22 protein-coding genes are annotated in these 24,434 nt (G+C 70.9%); 1 reads left to right on the forward strand and 21 read right to left on the reverse strand.

Annotated elements, in window-relative coordinates:
• Nucleotides 1-171: 171 nt before the first annotated feature.
• The 8 genes from pyrF to pyrR form a co-directional block, all read right to left on the reverse strand.
• The gene (gene pyrF, locus AC4BEG_RS05060) at nt 172-1,026 is read right to left on the reverse strand and encodes an orotidine-5'-phosphate decarboxylase (RefSeq protein WP_490704710.1); all 855 of its coding nucleotides are present in this window, start codon (nt 1,024-1,026) and stop codon (nt 172-174) included.
• Nucleotides 1,023-2,132 (reverse strand): quinone-dependent dihydroorotate dehydrogenase, encoded by a 1,110-nt coding sequence (locus tag AC4BEG_RS05065; RefSeq protein WP_490704711.1) that lies wholly within the window; start codon nt 2,130-2,132, stop codon nt 1,023-1,025. Before AC4BEG_RS05065 ends, pyrF begins: the two co-directional genes overlap by 4 nt.
• 75 nt (nt 2,133-2,207) lie before the next feature.
• Nucleotides 2,208-5,519: a carbamoyl-phosphate synthase large subunit gene (gene carB, locus AC4BEG_RS05070; protein WP_490704712.1), complete on the reverse strand. Its 3,312-nt coding sequence runs from the start codon at nt 5,517-5,519 to the stop codon at nt 2,208-2,210.
• Nucleotides 5,512-6,651, reverse strand: a complete 1,140-nt coding sequence (gene carA / locus AC4BEG_RS05075; RefSeq protein ID WP_490704713.1) for a glutamine-hydrolyzing carbamoyl-phosphate synthase small subunit — start codon at nt 6,649-6,651, stop codon at nt 5,512-5,514. The genes carB and carA overlap by 8 nt, the downstream gene beginning before the upstream one ends.
• The gene (locus AC4BEG_RS05080; RefSeq protein ID WP_490704714.1) at nt 6,648-7,235 is read right to left on the reverse strand and encodes a PH-like domain-containing protein; all 588 of its coding nucleotides are present in this window, start codon (nt 7,233-7,235) and stop codon (nt 6,648-6,650) included. Before AC4BEG_RS05080 ends, carA begins: the two co-directional genes overlap by 4 nt.
• On the reverse strand, nt 7,232-8,530 hold the full coding sequence (locus tag AC4BEG_RS05085; protein ID WP_490704715.1) for a dihydroorotase: 1,299 nt from the start codon (nt 8,528-8,530) through the stop codon (nt 7,232-7,234). The genes AC4BEG_RS05080 and AC4BEG_RS05085 overlap by 4 nt, the downstream gene beginning before the upstream one ends.
• A gap of 2 nt (nt 8,531-8,532) precedes the next feature.
• Nucleotides 8,533-9,504 (reverse strand): aspartate carbamoyltransferase catalytic subunit, encoded by a 972-nt coding sequence (locus tag AC4BEG_RS05090; RefSeq protein ID WP_490704716.1) that lies wholly within the window; start codon nt 9,502-9,504, stop codon nt 8,533-8,535.
• A 133-nt stretch (nt 9,505-9,637) separates the two neighbouring features.
• A complete protein-coding gene (gene pyrR, locus AC4BEG_RS05095; protein WP_201873070.1) occupies nt 9,638-10,222 on the reverse strand; it encodes a bifunctional pyr operon transcriptional regulator/uracil phosphoribosyltransferase PyrR in 585 nt (194 codons plus the stop codon).
• A 196-nt stretch (nt 10,223-10,418) separates the two neighbouring features.
• On the opposite strand from pyrR, the gene bldD reads away from it, so the two are divergent.
• Nucleotides 10,419-10,919: a transcriptional regulator BldD gene (gene bldD, locus AC4BEG_RS05100; RefSeq protein WP_014056259.1), complete on the forward strand. Its 501-nt coding sequence runs from the start codon at nt 10,419-10,421 to the stop codon at nt 10,917-10,919.
• Between the two features lie 159 nt (nt 10,920-11,078).
• Here bldD and nusB read toward each other — a convergent pair whose 3' ends face one another.
• The 13 genes from nusB to AC4BEG_RS05165 form a co-directional block, all read right to left on the reverse strand.
• Nucleotides 11,079-11,522 (reverse strand): transcription antitermination factor NusB, encoded by a 444-nt coding sequence (gene nusB / locus AC4BEG_RS05105; protein ID WP_201873067.1) that lies wholly within the window; start codon nt 11,520-11,522, stop codon nt 11,079-11,081.
• A 2-nt stretch (nt 11,523-11,524) separates the two neighbouring features.
• Nucleotides 11,525-12,091 carry an elongation factor P gene (efp, locus tag AC4BEG_RS05110; RefSeq protein WP_060950464.1) on the reverse strand — a complete coding sequence of 189 codons (567 nt, stop codon included), beginning with the start codon at nt 12,089-12,091 and terminating at the stop codon, nt 11,525-11,527.
• A gap of 77 nt (nt 12,092-12,168) precedes the next feature.
• Nucleotides 12,169-13,284: a M24 family metallopeptidase gene (locus AC4BEG_RS05115; RefSeq protein ID WP_490704717.1), complete on the reverse strand. Its 1,116-nt coding sequence runs from the start codon at nt 13,282-13,284 to the stop codon at nt 12,169-12,171.
• An 82-nt stretch (nt 13,285-13,366) separates the two neighbouring features.
• Nucleotides 13,367-14,263 carry a Pro-rich N-terminal domain-containing protein gene (locus AC4BEG_RS05120; RefSeq protein ID WP_490704718.1) on the reverse strand — a complete coding sequence of 299 codons (897 nt, stop codon included), beginning with the start codon at nt 14,261-14,263 and terminating at the stop codon, nt 13,367-13,369.
• A gap of 302 nt (nt 14,264-14,565) precedes the next feature.
• Nucleotides 14,566-15,660 carry a 3-dehydroquinate synthase gene (gene aroB / locus AC4BEG_RS05125; protein WP_490704719.1) on the reverse strand — a complete coding sequence of 365 codons (1,095 nt, stop codon included), beginning with the start codon at nt 15,658-15,660 and terminating at the stop codon, nt 14,566-14,568.
• Nucleotides 15,657-16,139: a shikimate kinase gene (locus AC4BEG_RS05130; RefSeq protein WP_490706982.1), complete on the reverse strand. Its 483-nt coding sequence runs from the start codon at nt 16,137-16,139 to the stop codon at nt 15,657-15,659. Before AC4BEG_RS05130 ends, aroB begins: the two co-directional genes overlap by 4 nt.
• Before the next feature lie 47 nt (nt 16,140-16,186).
• Nucleotides 16,187-17,371 carry a chorismate synthase gene (aroC, locus tag AC4BEG_RS05135; RefSeq protein WP_490704720.1) on the reverse strand — a complete coding sequence of 395 codons (1,185 nt, stop codon included), beginning with the start codon at nt 17,369-17,371 and terminating at the stop codon, nt 16,187-16,189.
• A gap of 174 nt (nt 17,372-17,545) precedes the next feature.
• Nucleotides 17,546-18,391: a shikimate dehydrogenase gene (locus AC4BEG_RS05140; RefSeq protein ID WP_490704721.1), complete on the reverse strand. Its 846-nt coding sequence runs from the start codon at nt 18,389-18,391 to the stop codon at nt 17,546-17,548.
• Nucleotides 18,392-18,397: 6 nt separating this feature from the next.
• Entirely contained in the window at nt 18,398-20,197 is a 1,800-nt protein-coding gene (gene mltG, locus AC4BEG_RS05145) for an endolytic transglycosylase MltG (RefSeq protein WP_490704722.1), read from the reverse strand.
• A gap of 91 nt (nt 20,198-20,288) precedes the next feature.
• Nucleotides 20,289-20,753 (reverse strand): Holliday junction resolvase RuvX, encoded by a 465-nt coding sequence (gene ruvX, locus AC4BEG_RS05150; RefSeq protein ID WP_490704723.1) that lies wholly within the window; start codon nt 20,751-20,753, stop codon nt 20,289-20,291.
• A 5-nt stretch (nt 20,754-20,758) separates the two neighbouring features.
• Complete coding sequence (alaS, locus tag AC4BEG_RS05155; RefSeq protein WP_490704724.1) at nt 20,759-23,428, reverse strand: alanine--tRNA ligase; 2,670 nt, start codon at nt 23,426-23,428, stop codon at nt 20,759-20,761.
• A complete protein-coding gene (locus AC4BEG_RS05160; protein WP_490704725.1) occupies nt 23,428-23,751 on the reverse strand; it encodes a DUF6167 family protein in 324 nt (107 codons plus the stop codon). The genes alaS and AC4BEG_RS05160 overlap by 1 nt, the downstream gene beginning before the upstream one ends.
• 8 nt (nt 23,752-23,759) lie before the next feature.
• Nucleotides 23,760-24,200, reverse strand: coding sequence for a DUF948 domain-containing protein (locus tag AC4BEG_RS05165; RefSeq protein WP_490704726.1), 441 nt, complete (start codon nt 24,198-24,200; stop codon nt 23,760-23,762).
• Nucleotides 24,201-24,434 lie beyond the last annotated feature (234 nt).

Below are 24,434 nucleotides of genomic sequence, written 5' to 3' on the forward strand. Positions count from 1 at the left end.
ATGGACCGGTGAGGAACCTAGTCGGCCCTCACCTGGGGAGCAACGCGCAACGCAAGCGCACGTTCGCTCTCGTCGGAGACTAGCGGCCCATCCCGCTCCAGTCAGCGAGAACAGACGAAAAGTCCTGGTCAGACTCGCTCGACCGGTACATTTCTGGACAAAATAACCTGGTTATTCAGCCACAGCGCGTACCTCGTCGGCCATTCGTGCCGCCGCCTCGACCAGCGAAGCCGCGTCCGGACCGTACCGGAGCACCCCTCGGCTCACACTCGGGACGACGTTCCGGACCGCCGCGCCGAAGACCCCGGGGAGGTCGGCCGGGGTCGCCCCCTGGGCGCCGATGCCGGGGGCGAGCAGCGGACCGTCGACCGTCAGCTCGGCGCCCGCCCGGGACGCCGCGGTGCCGAGGGTCGCGCCGACGACCGCGCCGAAGGAGCCGAGCCGCCCCTCGGCCGCCTCCGCGGCGTTCTCGGCCTTCAGGGACGCCAGCACCGAGGCGGCGACGGAGGTGCCGTCCGCGCGCACCGCGTGCTGCACCTCGGCGCCCTCCGGGTTGGAGGTCAGCGCCAGTACGAACACCCCCGCCCCGTTCGCCCGCGCCGCGTCCAGCGCCGGGCGCAGCGAGCCGAAGCCGAGGTAGGGGCTGACGGTGACCGCGTCGGAGAACAGCGGGCTGCCGGGGTCCAGATAGGCCGCGGCGTACGCCCCCATGGTGGAGCCGATGTCCCCGCGCTTGGCGTCCATGAGGACCAGCGCTCCGGCCGCGCGGGCGTCGGCCACGGCCCGCTCCAGGACGGCGATACCGCGCGAGCCGAAGCGCTCGAAGAAGGCCGACTGCGGCTTGAGGACGGCGACCCGCTCGGCGAGGGCGTCCACGACGGTGCGGGTGAACCGCTCCAGGCCCGCCACATCGTCCCCGAGCCCCCATTCGGTGAGCAGGGAGGCGTGCGGGTCGATGCCGACGCACAGCGGGCCGCGGGTGTCCATGGCGGCGCGCAGCCGGGCGCCGAACGGGGCGGTGGTCATGCGGTCTCCTGACGGGCGTCGGCGCCGACGGCGTCGGCGAGGGTGGCGTAGGGCGAGGCGGCCAGCCGGTCGGCGAGGCCGCGGTGGATCTCCCGGCACCAGAACGGGCCCCGGTAGATGAACGCGCTGTAGCCCTGGACCAGCGTGGCCCCGGCGAGGATGCGCTCCCAGACGTCGTCCGCGGTCTCGATCCCGCCGACGCCGACGAGGGTGATCCGGTCCCCCACGCGCGCGTACAGCCGCCGCAGCACCTCTAGGGAGCGGGCCTTCAGCGGCGCGCCGGACAGTCCGCCGGTCTCGCCGGTGAGCTCCGCGCCCGAGCGCAGGTTCAAACCCTCGCGGGCGATGGTGGTGTTGGTGGCGATGATGCCGTCCAGGCCCAGATCGACGGCGAGGTCGGCGACCGCGTCCACGTCCTCGTCGGCGAGATCCGGCGCGATCTTGACCAGCAGCGGCACCCGGCGGCCGGTGACGGTGCGGTCGGCGGCCTCGCGGACGGCGGTCAGCAGCGGCCGCAGATGGTCCACGGCCTGGAGGTTCCTCAGTCCGGGGGTGTTGGGCGAGGAGACGTTGACGACGAGGTAGTCGGCGTGGGCGGCCAGCCGCTCGGTGGACGTCACATAGTCGCCGACGGCTTCCGCCTCCGGGACGACCTTGGTCTTGCCGATGTTGACGCCCACCGTCGTACGGAAGACCGCGCGGCGGGCGGCGAGCCGGGCGGCGACCGCGGCCGAGCCATCGTTGTTGAAGCCCATGCGGTTGATCAGGGCGCGGTCGGCGATCAGCCGGAAGAGCCGCTGCTTGGGGTTGCCGGGCTGCGGCTGGGCGGTGACGGTGCCGATCTCGACATGGTCGAAGCCGAGCATGGCCATGCCGTCGATGGCGGCGGCGTTCTTGTCGAACCCGGCGGCGAGCCCGAACGGGCCGTGCATCCGCAGCCCCAGCGCCTCGGTGCGCAAGCCCTTGTGGCGGGGGGCGAGGACGGCGGCGGCGAAGGTACGCAGCACGGGGATGCGGGCGGCGAGCCGGATCCAGCCGAAGGCCAGGTGGTGGGCCTTCTCCGGGTCCATGCGCCGGAAGACCAGACGGAACAGGAGCTGGTACATGGTCTCTTTCTGGGAGGGGAACGGCGGGAGGGATCATGAAGAGGGGGACACCGGCCGGTGTCCCCCTCCCTCGCCTCACTCCTCGCGGGCGGCGGTCAGATGTTCCGCGTGTTCCTGGAGCGACCGGACGCCGACCGTGCCCCGGCCCAGCGCCTCGATGCCCTGTACGGCGGCGGCCAGCGCCTGGACCGTGGTCAGGCAGGGGACGCCGCGGGCGACGGCGGCCGTACGGATGTCGTAGCCGTCGAGGCGGCCGCCGGTGCCGTACGGGGTGTTGATGATCAGGTCGACCTGGCCGTCGTGGATCAGCTGGACGATGGTCTTCTCGCCGTCCGGACCCTCACCCTCGCTCTGCTTGCGCACCACGGTGGCGTTGATGCCGTTGCGCTTGAGGACCTCCGCGGTGCCCGAGGTGGCCATGAGCTCGAAGCCGAGGCCCACCAGTTCACGGGCCGGGAAGATCATCGAGCGCTTGTCGCGGTTGGCCACCGAGACGAACGCGCGCCCCTTGGTCGGCAGCGCGCCGTACGCCCCGGCCTGCGACTTGGCGTACGCCGAGCCGAAGACCGAGTCGATGCCCATGACCTCGCCGGTGGAGCGCATCTCCGGGCCGAGGATGGTGTCCACACCGCGCCCGGAGGAGTCGCGGAACCGGCTCCAGGGCATCACAGCCTCCTTGACGGAGATCGGGGCGTCCAGGGGCAGGGTGCCGCCGTCCCCGGCCGCCGGGAGCAGCCCCTCGGCGCGCAGTTCGGCGATGGTCGCGCCCAGCGAGATCCGGGCGGCGGCCTTGGCCAGCGGTACCGCGGTGGCCTTGGAGGTGAAGGGCACCGTACGGGAGGCGCGCGGGTTCGCCTCCAAGACGTAGAGAATATCCCCGGCCATCGCGAACTGGATGTTGATCAGGCCGCGCACCCCGACGCCGCGCGCGATGGCCTCGGTGGAGGCCCGCAGCCGCTTGATGTCGAAGCCACCGAGGGTGATCGGGGGCAGGGCGCACGCCGAGTCGCCGGAGTGGATACCGGCTTCCTCGATGTGCTCCATGACGCCGCCGAGATAGAGCTCGTGGCCGTCGTAGAGCGCGTCCACGTCGATCTCTATGGCGTCGTCGAGGAACCGGTCGATGAGCACCGGGTGCTCGGAGATCAGACCCGCGTGCCGCTCCAGGTACGCGGCGAGCGAGGGCTCGTCGTAGACGATCTCCATGCCACGGCCGCCCAGTACGTAGGACGGGCGGACCATGACCGGGTAGCCGATCTCGGCGGCGATGCCCTTGGCCTGCTCGAAGGAGAAGGCGGTGCCGTACTTGGGCGCGGGCAGCCCGGCCTCGGTGAGCACCCGGCCGAAGGCGCCGCGCTCCTCGGCGAGGTTGATCGCCTCGGGCGAGGTGCCGACGATCGGCACACCGTTGTCCTTGAGCGCCTGGGCCAGGCCCAGCGGGGTCTGGCCGCCGAGCTGGACGATCACTCCGGCGACCGGGCCCGCCTGCTGTTCGGCGTGGACGATCTCCAGCACGTCCTCCAGGGTGAGCGGCTCGAAGTAGAGCCGGTCGGAGGTGTCGTAGTCGGTGGAGACGGTCTCCGGGTTGCAGTTGACCATGACGGTCTCGTAGCCGGCGTCGTGCAGCGCGAAGGAGGCGTGGACGCAGGAGTAGTCGAACTCGATGCCCTGGCCGATGCGGTTGGGGCCCGAGCCGAGGATGATCACCGCGGGGGTCTCGCGCGGGGCGACCTCGGACTCCTCGTCGTAGGAGGAGTAGAAGTACGGGGTCCGCGCGGCGAATTCGGCGGCGCAGGTGTCGACCGTCTTGTAGACGGGCCGGACGCCGAGGGCGTGCCGCACCTCGCGGACCACGTCCTCGCGCAGCGAGCGGATCCCGGCGATCTGGGCGTCGGAGAAGCCGTGCCGCTTGGCCTCGGCGAGCAGCTCCGGGCCCAGCAAGTCGGCGGCGGCCAGCTCGTCCGCGATTTCCTTGATCAGGAACAGCTGGTCCACGAACCACGGGTCGATCTTCGTGGCGTCGAAGACCTCCTCCGGAGTGGCCCCGGCGCGGATGGCCGCCATGACGGTGTTGATCCGGCCGTCGGTGGGGATCACGGCCCGCTGGAGGAGCTCGGCCTTCTTCCCGGGCTCACCGGTGAAGTCGAACTGGCTGCCCTTCTTCTCCAGCGAGCGCAGCGCCTTCTGGAGGGCCTCGGTGAAGTTGCGGCCGATGGCCATGGCCTCGCCGACCGACTTCATGGTGGTGGTCAGCCGGGCGTCGGCGGCCGGGAACTTCTCGAAGGCGAACCGCGGCACCTTGACCACGACGTAGTCGAGCGTGGGCTCGAAGGACGCCGGGGTCTGCTCGGTGATGTCGTTGGGGATCTCGTCGAGGGTGTAGCCCACGGCCAGCCGGGCGGCGATCTTGGCGATGGGGAAGCCGGTCGCCTTGGAGGCCAGCGCCGAGGAGCGGGAGACGCGCGGGTTCATCTCGATGACGATGACCCGGCCGTCCTCGGGGTTGACCGCGAACTGGATGTTGCAGCCGCCGGTGTCCACCCCGACCTCGCGGATCACGGCGATGCCGATGTCGCGCAGGATCTGGTACTCGCGGTCGGTGAGCGTCATCGCCGGGGCGACGGTGATGGAGTCACCGGTGTGCACGCCCATGGGGTCGAAGTTCTCGATGGAGCAGACGACCACGACGTTGTCGTGCTTGTCGCGCATCAGCTCCAGCTCGTACTCCTTCCAGCCGAGGATGGACTCCTCCAGGAGCACCTCGGTGGTCGGCGAGAGGGTCAGGCCCTGGCCCGCGATCCGGCGCAGCTCGTCCTCGTCGTGGGCGAAGCCGGAACCGGCGCCGCCCATGGTGAAGGAGGGGCGGACGACGACCGGGTAGCCGCCGAGCTCCTCGACTCCGGCGAGGACGTCGTCCATGGAGTGGCAGATGACCGAGCGGGCGGACTCACCGTGGCCGATCTTGGCGTTGACCGCCTCGACGACCTCCTTGAACCGGTCGCGGTCCTCGCCCTTGTGGATGGCCTCGACATTGGCGCCGATCAGCTCGACGCCGTACTCGGTGAGGGTGCCCGCCTCATGGAGGGAGATCGCCGTGTTGAGGGCGGTCTGCCCGCCCAGGGTGGGCAGCAGCGCGTCGGGGCGCTCCTTGGCGATGATCTTCTCGACGTATTCGGGGGTGATCGGCTCGACGTAGGTGGCGTCGGCGATCTCCGGGTCGGTCATGATCGTGGCCGGGTTGGAGTTGACCAGGATGACCCGCAGCCCCTCGGCCTTGAGGACACGGCAGGCCTGGGTGCCGGAGTAGTCGAACTCGGCGGCCTGGCCGATGACGATCGGGCCGGAGCCGATGACCAGAACGGACTGGATGTCGGTGCGCTTAGGCACGCTGGCCCTCCATCAGGGTGACGAAGCGGTCGAACAGGTACGCGGCGTCGTGCGGACCTGCGGCGGCTTCGGGGTGGTACTGGACGCTGAAGGCGGGGCGGTCGAGGAGTCGCAGCCCCTCGACCACGTTGTCGTTCAGGCAGACATGGGAGACCTCGGCCCGCCCGTAGGGGGTGTCGGAGGGCGCGTCGAGCGGGGCGTCGACGGCGAAGCCGTGGTTGTGCGCGGTGACCTCGACCTTGCCGGTGGAACGGTCCTGCACCGGCTGGTTGATCCCGCGGTGGCCGTACTTCAGCTTGTAGGTGCCGAAGCCCAGGGCCCGGCCGAGGATCTGGTTGCCGAAGCAGATGCCGAACAGCGGGGTGGAGCGCTCCAGCACGCCGCGCATCAGCGAGACCGGGTGATCGGCGGTGGCCGGGTCGCCCGGTCCGTTGGAGAAGAACACCCCGTCCGGACCGACGGCGTAGATGTCCTCCAGGGTGGCGGTGGCGGGCAGGACGTGCACCTCGATACCGCGCTCGGCCATCCGGTGCGGGGTCATGCCCTTGATGCCGAGGTCGATCGCGGCCACGGTGAACCGCTTGGTGCCGATCGCCGGGACGACATAGGTCGCGTCGGTGGCGACCTCGCCGCTGAGGTCCGCGCCCTTCATCTGCGGGGTGGCCTGCACCTTGGCCAGCAGCGCGGCCTCGTCGGCGATCGCCTCACCGGAGAAGATGCCCACCCGCATCGCACCGCGCTCGCGCAGGTGGCGGGTGAGGGCGCGGGTGTCGATACCGCTGATGCCGACGACGCCCTGGGCGGTCAGCTCCTCGTCGAGGGAGCGGCGGGAGCGCCAGTTGGAGGGCGTACGGGCGGGGTCGCGCACCACATAGCCGGAGACCCAGATGCGCTTCGACTCGGGGTCCTCGTCGTTGACGCCGGTGTTCCCGATGTGCGGCGCGGTCATGACGACGACCTGGCGGTGGTAGGACGGGTCGGTCAGGGTCTCCTGGTAGCCGGTCATCCCGGTGGAGAACACCGCCTCGCCGAAGGTCTCCCCCACGGCCCCGTAGGCACGGCCACGGAACGTGCGGCCGTCCTCCAGGACGAGTACGGCGGGGGTCTTGGCCCCCCGGGTGGAGGTCGTCATCGTGCGCCTTCCTGGTTGTGCTCGGTGTTCTTGACGGCCAGGGCGTCGACCCAGGCCGCGTGTTCGGCGGCGTGGTCGGAGCGGAAACCGGAGTCGATCTCCCGCTCGCCGAGCCGCCAGGTGATGATCAGCAGCCCGCCCTCGGCGAGGACCTTGCCCGCGATGCCCTTGTCGAGCCGGGCGCCGAGCAGGCTGCCGGCCGGGATGAAGAAGTCCTGGGCCCCGGGCCGTACGACGTTCACGCCCTGGTCGGTGAGGGTCAGTTCGACGCGGCTGCGGGTGCCGAGGCCACGGGCCACGATCCGGTCCAGCCACTGCCCCGCGGTGGTGGAGCCGTGGTAGCGGCCGGTCATCGTGTATGTGGGCTCGCCGGGCTCGGCGGGGGCCTGGGGCAGCTCGGGCAGATCGCCCTGGAGGGTGCCGCGCCACTTCCAGCCCTCGCGCATCAGCCAGTAGACGAGCCCGATGACCAGCAGCAGTCCGACGACCCAGCCGATCCGCGCGGCCCAGTCCGTCACATCCTGCGACTTCTGCTCGGCGGCCAGGACCGCGAGGCCCGCCGCCGGATTACTCAGAGGTGTCACGCCAGCTTCCCGTCCACGACCGTCGCCCGGCCCCGCAGGAAGGTGTGCGTCACGCGGCCCGGCAGTTCGCGGCCCTCGTAGGGGGTGTTGCGGCTGCGGGAGGCGAAGCCCGCGGGGTTCACCACACCACGGTAAGCGGAGTCGAGCAGGGTGAGGTTGGCGGGCTCCCCGGCGGCGATGGGACGGCCCTGGCCAGTGAGGCGGCCGATCACCGAGGGGCGGTGGGACATCCGGTCGGCGACGCCCGCCCAGTCCAGCAGCCCGGTGTCCACCATCGTGTGCTGCACCACCGACAGCGCGGTCTCCAGGCCCACCATGCCCATGGCCGCCGCGCCCCACTCGCAGTCCTTGTCCTCGTGCGGATGCGGGGCGTGGTCGGTGGCGACGCAGTCGATGGTGCCGTCGGCCAGCGCCTCGCGCAGCGCCATGACGTCGGCCTCGGTGCGCAGCGGCGGGTTCACCTTGTAGACGGGGTTGTAGGACCGGACCAGCTCGTCGGTGAGGAGCAGGTGGTGCGGGGTGACCTCGGCGGTGACGTTCCAGCCCTTGGACTTGGCCCAGCGGACGATCTCGACGGAACCCGCGGTGGACAGATGGCAGATGTGCACCCGGGAGCCGACGTGCGCGGCGAGCAGCACATCGCGGGCGATGATCGACTCCTCCGCGACGGCGGGCCAGCCGCCGAGGCCGAGCTCGGCGGAGACGACGCCCTCGTTCATCTGGGCGCCCTCGGTGAGCCGGGGCTCCTGGGCGTGCTGGGCGATCACACCGTCGAACGCCTTCACATACTCCAGGGCACGGCGCATGATCACGGCGTCGTCGACGCACTTGCCGTCGTCGGAGAAGACCCGCACCCCGGCGGCGGATTCGTGCATCGCGCCCAGCTCGGCGAGCTTCTTGCCCTCCAGGCCGACGGTGACGGCGCCCACCGGCTGGACGTCGCAGTAGCCGGACTCCCTGCCGAGCCGCCAGACCTGCTCGACGACGCCCGCGGTGTCGGCGACCGGGAAGGTGTTGGCCATGGCGTGGACGGCGGTGAACCCGCCGACGGCGGCGGCCTTGGTGCCGGTGAGGACGGTCTCGGAGTCCTCGCGGCCGGGCTCGCGCAGATGGGTGTGCAGGTCGACCAGGCCGGGCAGCAGGATCTGTCCGGCGGCCTCGATCACGGTGGCGCCGGCGGGGGCGTCCAGGCCGGTGCCGACGGCGGCGATGCGCTCGCCCTCGATCAGCACGTCCTGCGGCTCGCCGCCGAGCACCTTCGCGCCGCGCAGCAGCGTCGTGTTCGTGTCGCTCATGGTTACTTGCTCTCCTCGGTGCGGGCGGCGGCGACGGCGGACTCGTTCCCGCCGAGCAGCAGATACAGGACGGCCATGCGGATGGAGACGCCGTTGGTGACCTGCTCCACGGCGGTGCAGCGGTCGGAGTCGGCGACCTCGGCGGTGATCTCCATGCCGCGGTTCATCGGGCCGGGGTGCATGACGATGGCGTGCTCCGGCATCCGGGCCATCCGGTCGCCGTCCAGGCCGTAGCGGCGCGCGTACTCACGCTCGGTCGGGAAGAAGGCGGCGTTCATCCGCTCGCGCTGGACGCGCAGCATCATCACGGCGTCGGACTTGCCGACCACCGCGTCCAGGTCGTAGGCGACCTCGCAAGGCCAGTTCTCGACGCCGAAGGGCACCAGGGTCGGCGGGGCGACCAGGGTGACTTCGGCGCCCAGGGTGGACAGCAGATGGACGTTGGAGCGGGCCACTCGGCTGTGCAGGATGTCGCCGACGATGGTGATCCGGCGGCCGCTGAGGTCCTGGCCGGTGCCGGAGGTCAGATGGCGGCGCATGGTGAAGGCGTCGAGCAGCGCCTGGGTGGGGTGCTCATGGGTGCCGTCCCCGGCGTTGACGACGGAGCCGCCGATCCAGCCGGAGGTGGCGAGCCGGTGTGGGGCGCCGGAGGCGTGATGGCGGATGACCACCGCGTCGGCGCCCATCGCCTCCAGGGTGAGCGCGGTGTCCTTCAGGGACTCGCCCTTGGAGACCGAGGAGCCCTTGGCGGAGAAGTTGATGACGTCGGCGGACAGCCGCTTGGCGGCCGCCTCGAAGGAGATGCGGGTGCGGGTGGAGTCCTCGAAGAAGAGGTTGACGACGGTACGGCCGCGCAGGGTCGGCAGCTTCTTGATCGGCCGGTCGGCGAGCCGGGCCAGCTCCTCGGCGGTGTCGAGGATCAGGACGGCGTCATCGCGCGAGAGGTCGGCGGCCGAGATGAGGTGGCGCTTCATCCGGATGCTCCGTGGGTGAAGGAGGTGAGCGGGCGTACGGGCGGGCAGGCGCGGCCCGGTGGCGGCAGGGCGGCACCGGGGCGTCCGGCGGCCGGTCCCCGGGATCGCCGGGTGCCGTGCCGTCGGGCAGGCGCTACTGCCCGTCCGCGGGGGTGGTCTCGCGCAGGCCGAGGAGGACGCTGTCGCGGCCGTCCTCCTCGGTGAGCTGAACCTTGACCGTCTCCCGCAGCGACGTCGGGAGGTTCTTGCCGACGTAGTCGGCGCGGATCGGCAGTTCCCGGTGGCCGCGGTCGACGAGGACCGCCAGCTGGACCGCGCGGGGGCGCCCGATGTCACCCAGGGCGTCGAGCGCGGCGCGGATGGTGCGGCCCGAGAAGAGCACATCGTCGACCAGGACCACCAGGCGGCCGTCGATGCCGTCGCCGGGGATCTCGGTGCGGGCGAGCGCGCGGGCTGGGCGCAGCCGCAGGTCGTCGCGGTACATGGTGATGTCGAGCGAGCCGACGGGGACCTCACCGGGCGCCCGGTCGGTGATCTCCTCCAGCCGGGCGGCCAGCCGCCGGGCGAGATGGACACCGCGGGTGGGGATACCGAGCAGCACCACATCGTCGGCGCCCTTGGCGCGCTCGACGATCTCGTGGGCGATGCGGGTGAGGACGCGCGCGATATCGGGTGCTTCCAGCACCGAGCGCGCGGCGTTCGAGGTGTGTGCGTCCATACGAAACGGACCTCCTTCTCCGCCTCACGGGACGGACCTTAAAGGACGTCGGATTTGCGCCATTCACAGTAGCAGGGGCGTGCGGGTCGTCCGCCAACACCCCTGGCGGGAGCCCCTCCGCCCCGTTCGGCTTGACGAACCGAGATTACGCTGCGTAACCTCACAGTGAGTTACCAGTCTTCGTCCGGGGAGCTTTATGTCCAGCGAATACGCCAAACAGCTCGGGGCCAAGCTCCGCGCCATCCGCACCCAGCAGGGCCTCTCCCTCCACGGTGTCGAGGAGAAGTCACAGGGCCGTTGGAAGGCCGTCGTGGTGGGATCGTACGAGCGCGGCGACCGTGCCGTGACCGTACAGCGTCTCGCCGAGCTGGCCGACTTCTACGGTGTCCCGGTGCAGGAGCTGCTTCCGGGCACAAGCCCGGCCGGCGCTGCCGAGCCGCCGCCGAAGCTGGTACTGGACCTGGAGCGGCTGGCCCATGTGCCGGTCGAGAAGGCGGGCCCGCTCCAGCGGTATGCCGCGACGATCCAGAGCCAGCGTGGTGACTACAACGGCAAGGTGCTCTCGATCCGCCAGGACGATCTGCGCACCCTCGCCGTTATCTACGACCAGTCGCCCTCCGTGCTGACCGAGCAGTTGATCAGCTGGGGTGTGCTGGGCGCCGACGCTCGTCGCGCCGTCCAGCACGAGGACGTCTGAGCGGCGGCCTGAGCCGCCTCAGACGCTTTCGGACGCCTTCGGTCGTCTTTCTGTCCACAACCAGCAGAAACGTGCCGCCGGGGGCGGTGGAGGACCTCATTGAGGTCCTCCACCGCCCCCGGCGGCTTCCGTATGAGGTCCGGCCTCAGCGGCAGCGCATCATGCCGGGTGCTCGAGATCCCGGCGCAGACTCGGCTTCAGCTCCTTGAAGCGGCCCAGCAGGCCGTTGACAAAGGCCGGCGAGTCATCGGTGGAGAACTCCTTGGCGAGCTGCACCGCCTCGTCGATCACCACCGCGTCCGGGGTCGCGTCCTCCCACACCAGCTCGTACGCGCCGAGCCGCAGGATGTTCCGGTCGACGACCGGCATCCGGTCCAGCGTCCAGCCCACCGCATAGGTGGCGATCAGCTCGTCGATCCGGGCGGTGTGCTGCGCGTACCCCTCGACCAGCTGCATCGTGTACTCGCTGACCGGAGGCTGCCGGTCGTCGGTCCGGGCGTGCCGTATCCAGTCCGCGAGGACGGTCTGCACGGAGCTGCCACGCTGATCGGCCTCGAAGAGAATCTGAAAGGCACGCTTACGGGCCTTGTTGCGGGCAGCCACGGTTAGTTGTTCACCCGACCGAGGTACTCACCGGAACGGGTGTCAACCTTGATCTTTTCACCGGTGGTGATGAAGAGCGGCACACCGATCTCATAGCCGGTCTCCAGCTTGGCCGGCTTGGTGCCACCGGTGGAGCGGTCGCCCTGGACGCCCGGCTCGGTGTACTCGATCACGAGCTCGACGGCCGCGGGCAGCTCGACGTAGAGCGGGTTGCCCTCGTACATCGCGACGACCGCCTCGAACCCCTCGAGCAGGTAGCGGGCGTTGTCGCCGACGACCTCGGGGGTGATGTAGATCTGGTCGAACGTGTCCATGTCCATGAACACAAAGCTCTCGCCGTCCTTGTACGAGAACTGCATGCCGCGCTTGTCGACATTGGCCGTCTCGACCTTCACGCCGGCGTTGAAGGTCTTGTCGACCACCTTGCCGGACAGCACGTTCTTGAGCTTGGTGCGCACGAAAGCAGGGCCCTTGCCGGGCTTGACGTGCTGGAACTCGACGACGGACCAGAGCTGGCCGCCTTCGAGCTTGAGCACCATGCCGTTCTTGAGGTCGTTCGTGGATGCCACGGTTGCGGGATCTCCTGGACTGGCAGCTGATGGAGACCAGAAAGATGCGGCGCGCCGTTTGTCGGCCGAAGCCAAAGCTAGAGCGCGAGCAGCTCTTTGGTCGTGATGGTGAGTAGCTCGGGTCCGCCATCCGCCTCGGGGCGGACGACGAGCGTGTCGTCGATCCGGACACCGCCCCGGCCCGGGAGGTGGACCCCCGGCTCGACGGTGACCGGCACACAAGCGTCCAGTTTACCCATGGCCGACGGTGCGAGCCGAGGGTCCTCGTCGATTTCCAGGCCCACACCGTGTCCGGTACGGGGTTCCAGCCCGTCTCCGTAGCCCGCCGCGTCCAGCACCTGACGGGTCACCCGGTCCACGTCCCGGTACCCGGTTCCGGGCACCAGGGCCTCCCGTCCGGCCCGCTGAGCGGCGAAGACCAGGTCGTACAGCTCGACCTGCCAGTCCGCGGGCGAGGGGCCGATCACAAACGTCCGCCCCACCTGGCAGCGGTAGCCGCGGTACTCCGCGCCCATACAGATGGTGAGGAAATCCCCCTCCTCGACCCGGCGGTCGGTGGGCAGATGCCCGGCCCGTCCGGCGTTCGGCCCGGCGGCCACCACGGTGGGGAAGGCCGGTCCGTCCGCGCCATGATCCACCAGCCGACGCTCCAGCTCCAGCGCCAGATGGCGTTCGGTCCGGCCCACCAGGATCGATTCCAGCAGCTCACCGAGGGCCTGATCGGCCAGCTCCCCGGCGATCCGCAGCCGGGAGATCTCCTCGTCGTCCTTGATCAGCCGCAGCTGTTCCACCGCCCGGCCGAGGTCGGCCAGCAGCAGCTTGGGAGCGGCACAGCCGAGCGCCCGGTGCCGGGCGACGGTCAGATCGTGCTCCTCGACCGCCAGTGACTCGGCGCCGTCGGCCGCGGCCAGGTCGGCGGCGGCCACGGCCGGATCGCCATCGGGGCCGGGCAGCATCAGCAGCCGCAGATCCTCGGGGTGCGACGGAGACCCCAGCCCCCAGGTCGGTGCCGCCGGAGTCTCGGCCGCCACCAGCACATCCTGTGCCGGACCGAGGAGCAGTACGGCGCCGGGCGGCGCGACACCGCACAGATAGCGCACATTGGTCGGCCGGGAGACCAGCGCGGCGCCGTTCCCGGCCGTGGCGCACTGGTCGCGCAGGCGGGCCCGGCGAACGGCGTACACCTCGGACATGACCCCGAGCGTACGCAGGGTCACGCCCGGCGGCCGGTCGAGCGGGTCCGTATGGGCGGGCCCGTGCGACGGACCTCGGGAACTACCAGGTGGGCGGGCTCGCGATGGAGCGGGCGACGACCTCGTCCAGCATCCGCGCGGTGGTCTCCACATCCTGGGTGGAGTTGTCGATGATCGGCAGCCCGGAGCCGTACCACCCGGCCATCCGGCCGTGGATCCGGGCCACTTCCTCATCGCTGAGGCGGCGGGTGCCGCTGCGCTCCGCGTTCCGCTCCAGCACGATCTCCAGACCGGGCAGCACCACGACGGGCAGCAGCCCGGGGCCGACATGGCGCTTCCAGCCACCGAGCCCGACCACCGGGCGGTCCGGGAAGACCGCGTCGTCGAGGATGCAGGAGATGCCGTTGGCCAGGAAGTTACGGGCGGCGAAGCCGCAGGTGCGGCGGGCCAGCCGGTACTGCGCTTCGGAGTTCTCGTTCCACCCCGACTGGGGGTTGGCGAAACCGGATCTGACCCATTCGCGGACGTCATCCAGGCTGATGTGGGCGGTGGGCACCCGCCGGCGGTCGGCCCAGTGGCGGGCGACCGTGGTCTTGCCCGCCCCGGCCGGGCCGATCAGCAGCACCGCCACCGCGGTCTGCGAGGCGTCGGGCATCGCCTGGTCCGGCGAGGGGTGCGGCAGCGGCACCGGGCCGCCGGGCGGCAGCTGGACATGGCCGGTGACACCCACCGTCTCGGCGGGCGGCGGCGCCACGGAGGGAACCGATGCCTGGGGTACGGGCGGAGGCAGGTGCGGGGGCGGGGCCTGATGCGGGGGCGGGACCGGATGGGCGGGCGCCGGGGGCACGGGCGGAACGGGAGGGTTCGGGTGCGGGCCCGGGTGGTGGCTTGCGCCTTGGGCCCAGCCTGCGCCCTGCGGTCCGGGCCCCTGCCCCGGCCCGTGGGGCGGTGGCAGCGGAGCTCCCACTGCGTGCTGCATCCGGTGGCACTCCGTCTCGTACAGGCAAGTTACGGCAACTGTCGCACAGCGAGGCGGCGGTGAGGCCGCTCGTACCGAACGGTACCTGCCCGGACGTCCGCTGTGTGAACGGCAGAGAAACCTGTTGCGTGCCCGGTACACCGCGTCAGCCAGGCAATTCCTCGCCGCAGGGCTGCGGATGCCAGCTCCCGGAGCGGTTTTGCCGGGGCCCGCGGTGGTACCGCGGGCCCCGGCGGCGATGACGGAGTTGTGACGGAATCCGGCCATACGACCGGTGGTCCGCCATCGGACAGCGGCCTCGCTCAGGCCGAGATCTCGCCGTACGCCGCGAGCAGCACGGCCGGGTCCGGCCCCTCCAGGACCGACGGCTTGGCGAGACCGTCGAGGACGATGAAGCGCAGCAGGTCACCGCGGGACTTCTTGTCGACCTTCATGGTCTCCAGCAGCCGGGGCCACTGGTCGCCGCGGTAGGTCAGCGGCAGGCCCACGGCCTCCAGCACGGTGCGGTGCCGGTCGGCGGTGGCGTCGTCCAAACGGCCCGCGAGACGGCCGAGTTCGGCCGCGAAGACCATGCCGACGGACACCGCGGCGCCGTGCCGCCAGTTGTAGCGCTCGTTCTTCTCGATGGCGTGCGCGAGGGTGTGCCCGTAGTTGAGGATCTCGCGCAGTCCGGACTCCTTGAGGTCGCTGGAGACGACCTCGGCCTTGACCCGGATCGAGCGCTCGATCAGCTCGGCGGTGTGCGGACCCGTGGGGGTGCGGGCCGCGGCCGGATCCCGCTCGATGAGCTCCAGGATCTCCGGATCGGCGATGAAGCCCGCCTTGATGATCTCGGCAAGACCGCTGACGTAGTCGTTGACTGGCAGCGAGTCCAGCGCGGCCAGGTCGCACAGCACTCCGGCCGGCGGGTGGAAGGCGCCGACGAGGTTCTTGCCCTCGGCCGTGTTGATCCCGGTCTTGCCGCCGACCGCCGCGTCCACCATGCCCAGCACGGTGGTCGGCACGGCGATCCAGCGCACTCCGCGCAGCCAGGTGGCGGCCACGAAGCCCGCGATATCGGTGGTGGCGCCGCCGCCGACACCGACGATCACATCGGTGCGGGTGAAGCCGGTCTGGCCGAGCGCCTTCCAGCAGTACGCGGCGACCTCGGCGGTCTTGGCCTCCTCCGCGTTCGGCAGCTGGATGGCGATGGCCTCGTAGCCCTGGTCGGCGAGGTCCTGGCGGATGGCCTCACCGGTCTCGTCCAGCGCCTCCGGATGCAGCACGGCGACGCGCTTGGCCGCCGTGCCGATCAGCCCGGGGAGCTCACCCAGCAGCTGCCGTCCGACCAGGACCTCGTACGACGCGGTCCCCGCGGTACCGGCGACGTGGATGCGCGTGGGGGTATCGGTGGTCATGCCTTCTTCAGCTCCAGTGCGTCCAGGACGGCGTCGGCGACGTCTTCGGGGGTACGGCCCTCGGTCGCCACCACGGCACGGGCGACCTCGGTGTACAGCGGGCGGCGCTGTTCCATCAGCTCACGCCAGCGCTGCCGCGGATTGACGGCGAGCAGCGGACGCGGGGCGTCCAGGCCGGTGCGCCGGACGGCCTCGGCGACGCCCATCTCGAGGAAGACGACCGGCAGCCCGGCCAGCAGGGCGCGGGTGCCCTCGTCCATGACCGCGCCGCCGCCCAGGGCGAGCACGCCGCTGTGCTCGGCGACCGCGGTCCGCACCGCCTGCCGCTCCAGCTCGCGGAAGTGCGGCTCGCCCAGGTCGATGAAGATCTCCGAGATCTCCTTGCCCGAGGTGGCGACGATATCGGCGTCGGTGTCGCGGAAGGTGGTGCCCAGCCGGTCCGCGAGCACCTGCCCGACGGTCGTCTTGCCGACGCCCATGGGCCCGACCAGGATCACCGCGGGCCCGTCCGGCCCGCTCACGGCGCTCACCGGATGGCCAGGTTCTCGAGGAAGCTCCGCACATTGCGGCGGGTCTCGGTGATCGAGTCACCGCCGAACTTCTCCGCGACCGCGTCCGCAAGCACCAGCGCGACCATCGCCTCGGCGACGATCCCGGCCGCCGGGACCGCGCAGACGTCGGAGCGCTGGTGATGGGCCTTGGTCGGCTCGCCGGTGGTGACATCGACCGTGGCCAGGGCGCGCGGCACGGTCGCGATCGGCTTCATCGCGGCCCGGACGCGCAGCAGCTCGCCGGTGGTCAGCCCGCCCTCGGTGCCGCCGGAGCGGCCGGAGGCGCGCTTGATGCCGTCGTCGCTCGGCAGGATCTCGTCATGCGCCTTGGAGCCGGGCACCCGGGCGAGGTCGAAGCCGTCGCCGACCTCGACGCCCTTGATGGCCTGGATGCCCATGAGCGCGGCCGCCAGCCGGGCGTCGAGCCGCCGGTCCCAGTGCACATGCGAGCCGAGGCCCACCGGCACGCCGTAGGCCAGCACCTCGACCACACCGCCGAGGGTGTCGCCGTCCTTGTGGGCCTGGTCGATCTCGGCCACCATCGCCTTGCTCGCGTCGGCGTCCAGGCAGCGCACCGGGTCGGCGTCCAGCTTCTCGACGTCGGAGGGCTGGGGGTAGACGCCGTAGGGGGCCTTGGCGGCGGCCAGCTCCACCACATGGGAGACGATCTCGATCCCGGCCGTCTCCTTGAGGTAGGAGCGAGCGACGGTGCCGAGCGCGACCCGGGCCGCGGTCTCCCGGGCGCTGGCGCGCTCCAGGATCGGCCGTGCCTCGTCGAAGCCGTACTTCTGCATCCCGGCAAGGTCGGCGTGGCCCGGGCGGGGGCGGGTGAGCGGCGCGTTACGGGCCAGGCCCGCCAGGATCTCCTCGTCCACCGGGTCGGCCGCCATGACCTGCTCCCACTTCGGCCATTCCGTATTGCCGACCATGATGGCGACCGGGGAGCCGATGGTCAGACCGTGGCGTACGCCGCCGAGGAAGGTGACCTCGTCACGCTCGAACTTCATCCGGGCACCGCGGCCGTAGCCGAGCCGCCGCCGTGCCAGGGCGTCCGCCACCATGTCAGTGGTGATCGGTACACCGGCGGGCAGCCCCTCCAGCGTCGCCACGAGTGCGGGGCCGTGCGACTCCCCCGCGGTCAGCCAACGCAACCTGCTCAACGGTGCTCCCTCATGCTTCGCGCCTCGACGTCGTGCGGCGCGGCCTGGGGACACCTCCCAGCGGTGGCTGGGGGTACGCGGCCCTGGCCCGCCACCTCCGATCCTCCCACGTCCGCGGGGGCGCCCGGGGCTCCGGTCCAGCTGGCGGACCGCACCAACCCGGATGGCAGCGGGTCAGCGGGAGCGCGCCGCCAGCGCGGCCTCGCCCGCCGCGCGCATCGCGGCCAGTGGTGCCGGGGTCCGTCCGGTCATCTGCTCGACCTGGAGAACCGCCTGGTGCACCAGCAGGTCGAGACCCCCGACGACCGCGCCGCCGCGCGCCGACCAGGCGGCGGCGAGCGGGGTCGGCCAGGGGTCGTAGAGGACGTCGAAGAGCGCGCCGGGGTGGTCCGGGACGGACCCGGCGAGCGCGTCGGTGGTGCCCGCCGGGGTGGTGGCGATCACCAGGGGCGCGTCGAAGGCCGTGGCCGCGTCGGCCCAGTCGGCCGTACGCACCGCCACCCCGAGCCGCTCGCCCCACTGCCGCATCTCGGCCGCGCGGGCCTCGCTGCGGACATACGCGGTGACCTCGCCGTCGCAGATCCGGGCGAGCGCGGCCAGCGCCGAGGAGGCGGTGGCTCCGGCGCCCAGCACCGCGGCGCGCTCCACCCGCTCCACGCCGCGCTCACGCAGGGCGGCCAGCATGCCCGGGATATCCGTGTTGTCCCCGACCCGTTCGCCGTCGTCGGTGAAGACCACCGTGTTGACGGCCTCCACCGACGCCGCGGTGTCGCTGATCCGATCCAGCAGAGGGATGACGGCGCGCTTGAGCGGCATGGTCAGGGAGAGCCCGGCCCACGCGGGCCCCTCGTCCTCGCCGAGCCGCGCGAAGAAGCCCGGCAGTGCGGCCTCGTCCACCTCGAAGCGGTCGTAGACCCAGCCGTCCAGGCCCAGTTCGCGGTAGGCGGTCCGGTGCAGCACCGGTGACAGGGAGTGGGCGATGGGCGAACCGAGCACCGCGGCCCTGCGGTTTTCCGACATCTTTCCTCAGCCGTTGTTCCTGCGCTGCCTGTTGAACTTGTCGACCCAACGCTGGTGTTCGGCGTAGGTCTTGGAGAACTGGCTGGTCTTGCCGTCGAGCGAGATGAAGTAGTACCAGCCGTCGTCGGTCGGGTTCATGGCCGCCTTGAGCGCGTCCTCGCCCGGGTTGCCGATCGGGCCGGGCGTCAGACCGGCGTAGAAGTACGTGTTGTACGGGTTGTTGTACTTCTTGATCTCGTTGATCGGGATGTCGATCTTGCTCTGGTTCTTGATGTAGTTGTACGTGGAGTCGAACTCCAGCTTGCCATTGGTCTCGGTGTTGCCCGGTTTCAGCCGGTTGTAGACCACTTCGGACATCTTGCGGAAGTCGCTGTGGGTGACGCCTTCCGCCTGCACCAGGCTGGCCACGGTGATCAGCTGGAGCGGCGACTTCAGACCCAGCTCCTTCGCCTTGCCCTCCAGGTCCTGCTTGGCGTAGTTCTGCTTGGCCAGGGTGACCATCTTGCGCAGGACGTCCTCAGGCTTGGCGCCCTTGCCCACGCTGTAGCGGGATGGGTAGAGGAATCCTTCCAGCGGATCCTTGATCTTGGCGTTGTCGTTGGCCCAGGAGGGCAGGCCGAGGTTCTTGGCCTCCTTCTTGGCGATACCCGCGGTGGTACCGGACTTGAGGCCGATCTTCTTGTCCATGGCCGCGTAGACCATGGCGTTGCGCATGCCCTCGGTGACCATGAGCGCGTTGCTGGCCGACCCGTCGGTCATCATCTTGACCACGGACGCGCCGGACATCTCCTTGCGCAGGGTGTACGTACCGGGCTGGATGACCTTGCCGCTGTCGTCCACCGCCTTCACAAAGGCCCGGCTGCTCTTGACCACACCCTTGTTGGTGAGGATGTCGCCGATCGCGGCGCCGCCGGAGCCGTCGGGGATCTCGACGGTGACCGAGCCGGTGCCCGAACCGGAGTAGTCCGGCGCCGGGCCGAAGCGGGTCTGCCAGAAGTCGTAGGCGAAGTAGCCGCCTCCGCCGACCACACCCACCAGGGCGACGCTGACGAACAGACAGGCGGTACCGTTGCGGCGTTTGGCGGGTTTGCCCGATCCGCCCTTCTTGCCGCGCCGCTCATCGCCCTCGGTCTCCTCGTCCTCCATGTCGTCGGAGGCGATCCGGCCGCGGCTGCCCTTGCCGTCCTGGAAGAACGGGTGGTCGTCCTCGCGCTCGGCGGGCTCTTCGGCGGCCGGCTCGTCCGGTGCGGGCTCCTGGGGCACCCGCGGCATCTGCCGCGTCTGCGGGGCCTGCTGCCGCATCCGCGGCATCGCCTGCGTCTGCGGCGCCGCCTGCGGGACCTGCTGCTGATAGCCGTCCTGGGCGTAGTGGTCGCCCGGTGCCGGAACACCCTGGCCTCCGCCGTACGGATCGGCGGGCCGGGCGTAGGGGTCGTACGGATCCTGGCCGCCGCCGTAGCCGCCGTCCCAGCCGCCGCCCTGGTACGGCTGCCCCTGACCCTGGCCCTGTCCCTGACCCTGCGTTTGCGGATGACCGTTGCCCTGGCCGTTGCCCTGGCCGTTCCACTGCGGCTGCTGCTGGAACTGCTGCGGGTCCCGCGCATATCCGTGGGGATCGCGCTGGTGCCCGTAGGGATCCTGCCCGTAGGTGTCGTGACCGTAACCGCCGTACGGATCCTGGGCGTAAGGGTCCTGGGAGTGGGAATCCTGACCCGTAACCGCCTGGTGTCCCCATCCCTGGTCCCCGTACAGCGGGTCCTCGGGATGCCACGGTTGGGAGCCGGATCCCCGGCCGTACTCAGTCATCGAACCCCTAGCGACGGTGGTGGCAGCCGCGGTGGGTGCTCGTGGCACGGTGTGCGGCTGCCATGTCGCGCGGAACGTTACCGTATCGCGATCAGATGACCACTTCGACGACCTCACCCGGAGGCCGTCCCGAGGTACGCTCCGCCTCCAGCGCGCTTTGCAGGATGACCACGGCCGCTGCCTGGTCAACCACCGAACGGCCCTTCTTGGACGTCACACCGGACGCGCGCAGCCCCTGGGACGCTGTGACAGTGGTCATACGCTCGTCGATCAGCCGCACCGAAACGGGTTGTACCCGCCGGGCCAATTCCCGCGCGAAGGTGCGTACCTTGGCCGCGGCCGGCCCCTCGCGTCCGCTGAGCGAACGCGGCAGGCCGACCACCACCTCGATGGGTTCGTACTCCTCGACGATCGCCACCAGCCGCTTGTGAGCGGCCGGGATGTCGCGCCCCGGCACGGTCTCCACGGGGGTGGCGAGGATCCCGTCGGGGTCGCACGAGGCGACCCCGATCCGGGCGTCCCCGACGTCGATGGCGATCCGCCTGCCGCGCCGCACCGCGGTCAGGCCGATTCCGCGACAAGCCGCTCGACGGCCTCGATGGCCTCCGCGACGGCGTCCGGGTTCTGGCCGCCGCCCTGGGCGACGTCCGGCTTGCCGCCGCCTCCGCCGCCGAGCGTCTTGGCGGCGGCGCGGACCAGGTCACCGGCCTTCAGACCGCGCTCACGGGCGGCCTCGTTGGTGGCGATGACGGTCAGCGGACGGCCACCCGCCACCGTGAACAGGGCGGTGACGGCCGGGCGGTCGCCAGGGATACGTCCTCGGACGTCCAGCACCAGCTTGCGCAGATCGTCGGCGGAGGTGCCGTCCGGCACCTGAGCGGCGACCAGGGCCACGCCCCGGACGTCCTTGGCGCCCGCGACGAGACCGGCGGCGGCCTGGAGCACCTTCTCGGCGCGGAACCGCTCGATCTCCTTCTCGGCCTCCTTGAGCTTGCTGAGCATGCCGGAGATCTTCTCCGGGAGCTCCTCCGGGCGGCCCTTGACCAGCTCGGTCAGCCGGGAGACGACCGTGTGCTCACGGGCGAGGAAGTTGTAGGCGTCCACGCCCACCAGGGCCTCGACCCGGCGCACCCCGGAGCCGATGGAGGACTCGCCGAGCAGCTTCACCAGGCCCAGCTGGGCGGTGTTGTGCACATGCGTGCCACCACAGAGCTCCTTGGAGAAGTCGCCGATGGTCACCACGCGCACCCGGTCGCCGTACTTCTCGCCGAACTCGGCGATGGCGCCCTGCTTCTTGGCCTCGTCCATGCTCATCACCTCGGCGGTGACGTCGAGTTCACGGGAGAGGACCTCGTTGATCTTCTGCTCGACATCGGTGAGCACCGTGCCGGGCACGGCGGCCGGCGAGCCGAAGTCGAAGCGGAAGCGGCCCGGCGAGTTCTCCGAACCGGCCTGGGCGGCGGTCGGGCCGAGGGCGTCGCGCAGCGCCTGGTGGGTGAGGTGGGTGGCGCTGTGGGCGCGGGCGATGGCGCGTCGGCGGGTGACGTCGATCTGGGCGTAGGCGCCGGAGCCGACCGTCACCTCACCGACCTGCACAACGCCCTTGTGCACGCTGACACCGGGCACCGGCTGCTGGACGTCCCGCACCTCGACCACGGCGCCGGAGTCCAGCTTGATCCGGCCCATGTCGGCGAGCTGGCCGCCGCCCTCGGCGTAGAACGGGGTGCGGTCCAGGACGACCTCGACCTCGTCGCCCTCGGAGGCGGCGGGCGAGGACACCCCGTCGACCAGCAGTCCGACGACGGTGGACTCGCCCTCGGTGTCGCTGTAACCGGTGAAGACGGTGGAGCCGGAGGCGTCGGCCACCTCGCGGTAGGCGGACATATCGGCGTGGCCGGTTTTCTTGGCCTTGGCGTCGGCCTTGGCGCGCTCCCGCTGCTCCTTCATCAGGCGGCGGAAGCCGTCCTCGTCCACGCTCAGGCCCTGTTCGGCGGCCATCTCGAGGGTGAGGTCGATCGGGAAGCCCCAGGTGTCATGGAGCAGGAACGCCTTGTCGCCGGGGAGGACGGTGCCACCGGCGGCCTTGGTGTCGGTGACGGCCGTGTCCAGGATGTTGGTACCGGCCTTCAGCGTCTTGAGGAAGGCCGACTCCTCGGCGAGGGCGACGGTCTCGATGCGCTTGCGGTCGGTGAGCAGCTCCGGGTACTGCTGACCCATCGTCTTCAGGACAACATCGACCAGCTCGCCGACGACCGGTCCGGTGGCTCCGAGGATGCGCATATTGCGGATGGCGCGGCGCATGATGCGGCGCAGCACATAGCCGCGGCCCTCGTTGCCGGGGGTGACGCCGTCGCCGATGAGCATGACGGAGGTCCGCATGTGGTCGGCGACCACGCGCAGCGAGACATCGCTGTCCTGGGTGGCGCCGTAGGCGACCCCGGTCAGCTCGGTGGCCTTGTCCATGACCACGCGCAGGGTGTCGGTCTCGTACATGTTGTGCACGCCCTGGAGGATCATGGCGAGCCGCTCGAGGCCGAGACCGGTGTCGATGTTCTTGGAGGGGAGCTCGCCGAGGATCGGGAAGTTCTCCTTGCCCTCGCCCGGACCGCGCTCGTACTGCATGAAGACCAGGTTCCAGATCTCCACGTAGCGCTCGTCGTTGACGGCCGGGCCGCCCTCCTCGCCGAACTCCGGACCGCGGTCGTAGTTGATCTCGGAGCAGGGGCCGCAGGGGCCGGGGACGCCCATGGACCAGTAGTTGGGGCCCATGCCCAGGCGCTGGATGCGCTCGGCGGGGATGCCGATGACCTCGCGCCAGATGCGCTCGGCCTCGTCGTCCTGCTCGTAGACGGTGATCCACAGCCGCTCGGGCTCCAGACCGTACCCGCCGTCCTCGACGGAGGCGGTCAGCAGCTCCCAGGCGTAGCGGATGGCACCTTCTTTGAAGTAGTCACCGAAGGAGAAGTTGCCGCACATCTGGAAGAAGGTGCCGTGCCGGGTGGTCTTGCCGACCTCTTCGATGTCCGGGGTACGGACGCACTTCTGCACGCTGACGGCCCGGTCGAAGGGCGGCTTGACCTCGCCGAGGAAGTACGGCTTGAAAGGGACCATGCCCGCGGGAACCAGGAGCAGCGTCGGGTCGTCCGCGATGAGGGACGCCGACGGCACGACGGTGTGCCCGCGCTCTTCGAAGAAGCGCAGCCAGCGGCGGCGGATTTCAGCCGACTCCATCAGTGGTCCTCATTTCCGGCGGGTGTGTGGTGGTGGGGGTGGGTGAGTTGGGCGCGGCTGCGCTGGGCGGGCAGCTGCCGGATGTCGTCGGCGGGTGCCGTGGTCAGGCCGAGCGCGTCCTTGAGCGCCGCCTCGCGGTCGGCCATGCCGTCCCGCACGTCGAGCGCGAAGACCTTGATCCGCCGGCCCGCGAGCACCGCCCGGTCGGCGGCCTGCGCCGCCAGGCTCTCCGGGGTGAGCTGGTTGAGCTTGCGGTTGACCTTGGTGGTGGCCCATACGCCGGCGGCGACGCCGGTGGTGAACCAGAACGTGCGGCGGAACATCCGGTCTGTCAGCCCTTCGATCCACGGTTGCGGCGGCCGCCCCAGCGGGCGGACGGCAGGGTCTTGCCGACGACGACGGTGCGCGCGGGCCGCTCGTCCGGGCGCCCCTTGCGGCCGATCGCGCGGCGTACGCCGTAGCCGAACGCGGCCACCTTGACCAGCGGTCCGCCGAAGGCGGTGGAGACGGTCGAGGAGAGCGCGGAGGCGTTGGAGGTGACCTCCTGGACATCGGCCGCGATCGAGTCCACCCGCGCGAGCTGGGTGTTGGCCGAACGGACGGTCGCGGACGCCTCACTGAGCAGCGGTACGGCCTGCTCGGTGACCTCGTCCACCAGCCTGGTGGTCGCCTTGAGCGTCTGCGCGAGCCTCACCAGCGCGAAGGCGAGGAAGGACACGAGGATCGCCCAGAAGACGGCCACGAGGATCCCGGCCACCTCTCCACCGGACACGTTGCACCGCTCCCCTGCTGCCGCTCGTCGTCGGTCGTCGTCGTATCGGTTGTCCGTCGCCCGCCGCTCTCGGGCGGTCGTCCGGGCGCGGGCGGCAGGTATCGACCTTATCGCGCCGCGTGGGCCGGGCTGAAACGCATAAGAGGTCCCGCGCTCGCGGCCGGACAGGGGCGGACCGGGCAGGCGGGACCAAACGGCCCGCGGGCCCCCGTCGACCGGTGTCGAGGGAACCCG

It is taken from the genome of Streptomyces sp. JLBJ103 (assembly GCF_058215575.1).

Bases quoted from the DNA above. Each gene is read 5' to 3' on its own strand.
- alaS (WP_490704724.1), bottom strand. From the start codon at position 23,428: ATGGAGTCGGCTGAAATCCGCCGCCGCTGGCTGCGCTTCTTCGAAGAG.
- AC4BEG_RS05090 (WP_490704716.1), bottom strand. From the start codon at position 9,504: ATGAAGCGCCACCTCATCTCGGCCGCCGACCTCTCGCGCGATGACGCC.
- pyrR (WP_201873070.1), bottom strand. From the start codon at position 10,222: ATGGACGCACACACCTCGAACGCCGCGCGCTCGGTGCTGGAAGCACCC.
- AC4BEG_RS05085 (WP_490704715.1), bottom strand. From the start codon at position 8,530: ATGAGCGACACGAACACGACGCTGCTGCGCGGCGCGAAGGTGCTCGGC.
- bldD (WP_014056259.1), top strand. From the start codon at position 10,419: ATGTCCAGCGAATACGCCAAACAGCTCGGGGCCAAGCTCCGCGCCATC.
- AC4BEG_RS05130 (WP_490706982.1), bottom strand. From the start codon at position 16,139: ATGGGCGTCGGCAAGACGACCGTCGGGCAGGTGCTCGCGGACCGGCTG.
- AC4BEG_RS05115 (WP_490704717.1), bottom strand. From the start codon at position 13,284: ATGTCCGAGGTGTACGCCGTTCGCCGGGCCCGCCTGCGCGACCAGTGC.
- carA (WP_490704713.1), bottom strand. From the start codon at position 6,651: ATGACGACCTCCACCCGGGGGGCCAAGACCCCCGCCGTACTCGTCCTG.
- AC4BEG_RS05065 (WP_490704711.1), bottom strand. From the start codon at position 2,132: ATGTACCAGCTCCTGTTCCGTCTGGTCTTCCGGCGCATGGACCCGGAG.
- aroB (WP_490704719.1), bottom strand. From the start codon at position 15,660: ATGACCACCGATACCCCCACGCGCATCCACGTCGCCGGTACCGCGGGG.
- mltG (WP_490704722.1), bottom strand. From the start codon at position 20,197: ATGACTGAGTACGGCCGGGGATCCGGCTCCCAACCGTGGCATCCCGAG.
- pyrF (WP_490704710.1), bottom strand. From the start codon at position 1,026: ATGACCACCGCCCCGTTCGGCGCCCGGCTGCGCGCCGCCATGGACACC.
- AC4BEG_RS05140 (WP_490704721.1), bottom strand. From the start codon at position 18,391: ATGTCGGAAAACCGCAGGGCCGCGGTGCTCGGTTCGCCCATCGCCCAC.
- AC4BEG_RS05160 (WP_490704725.1), bottom strand. From the start codon at position 23,751: ATGTTCCGCCGCACGTTCTGGTTCACCACCGGCGTCGCCGCCGGCGTA.
- AC4BEG_RS05120 (WP_490704718.1), bottom strand. From the start codon at position 14,263: ATGCAGCACGCAGTGGGAGCTCCGCTGCCACCGCCCCACGGGCCGGGG.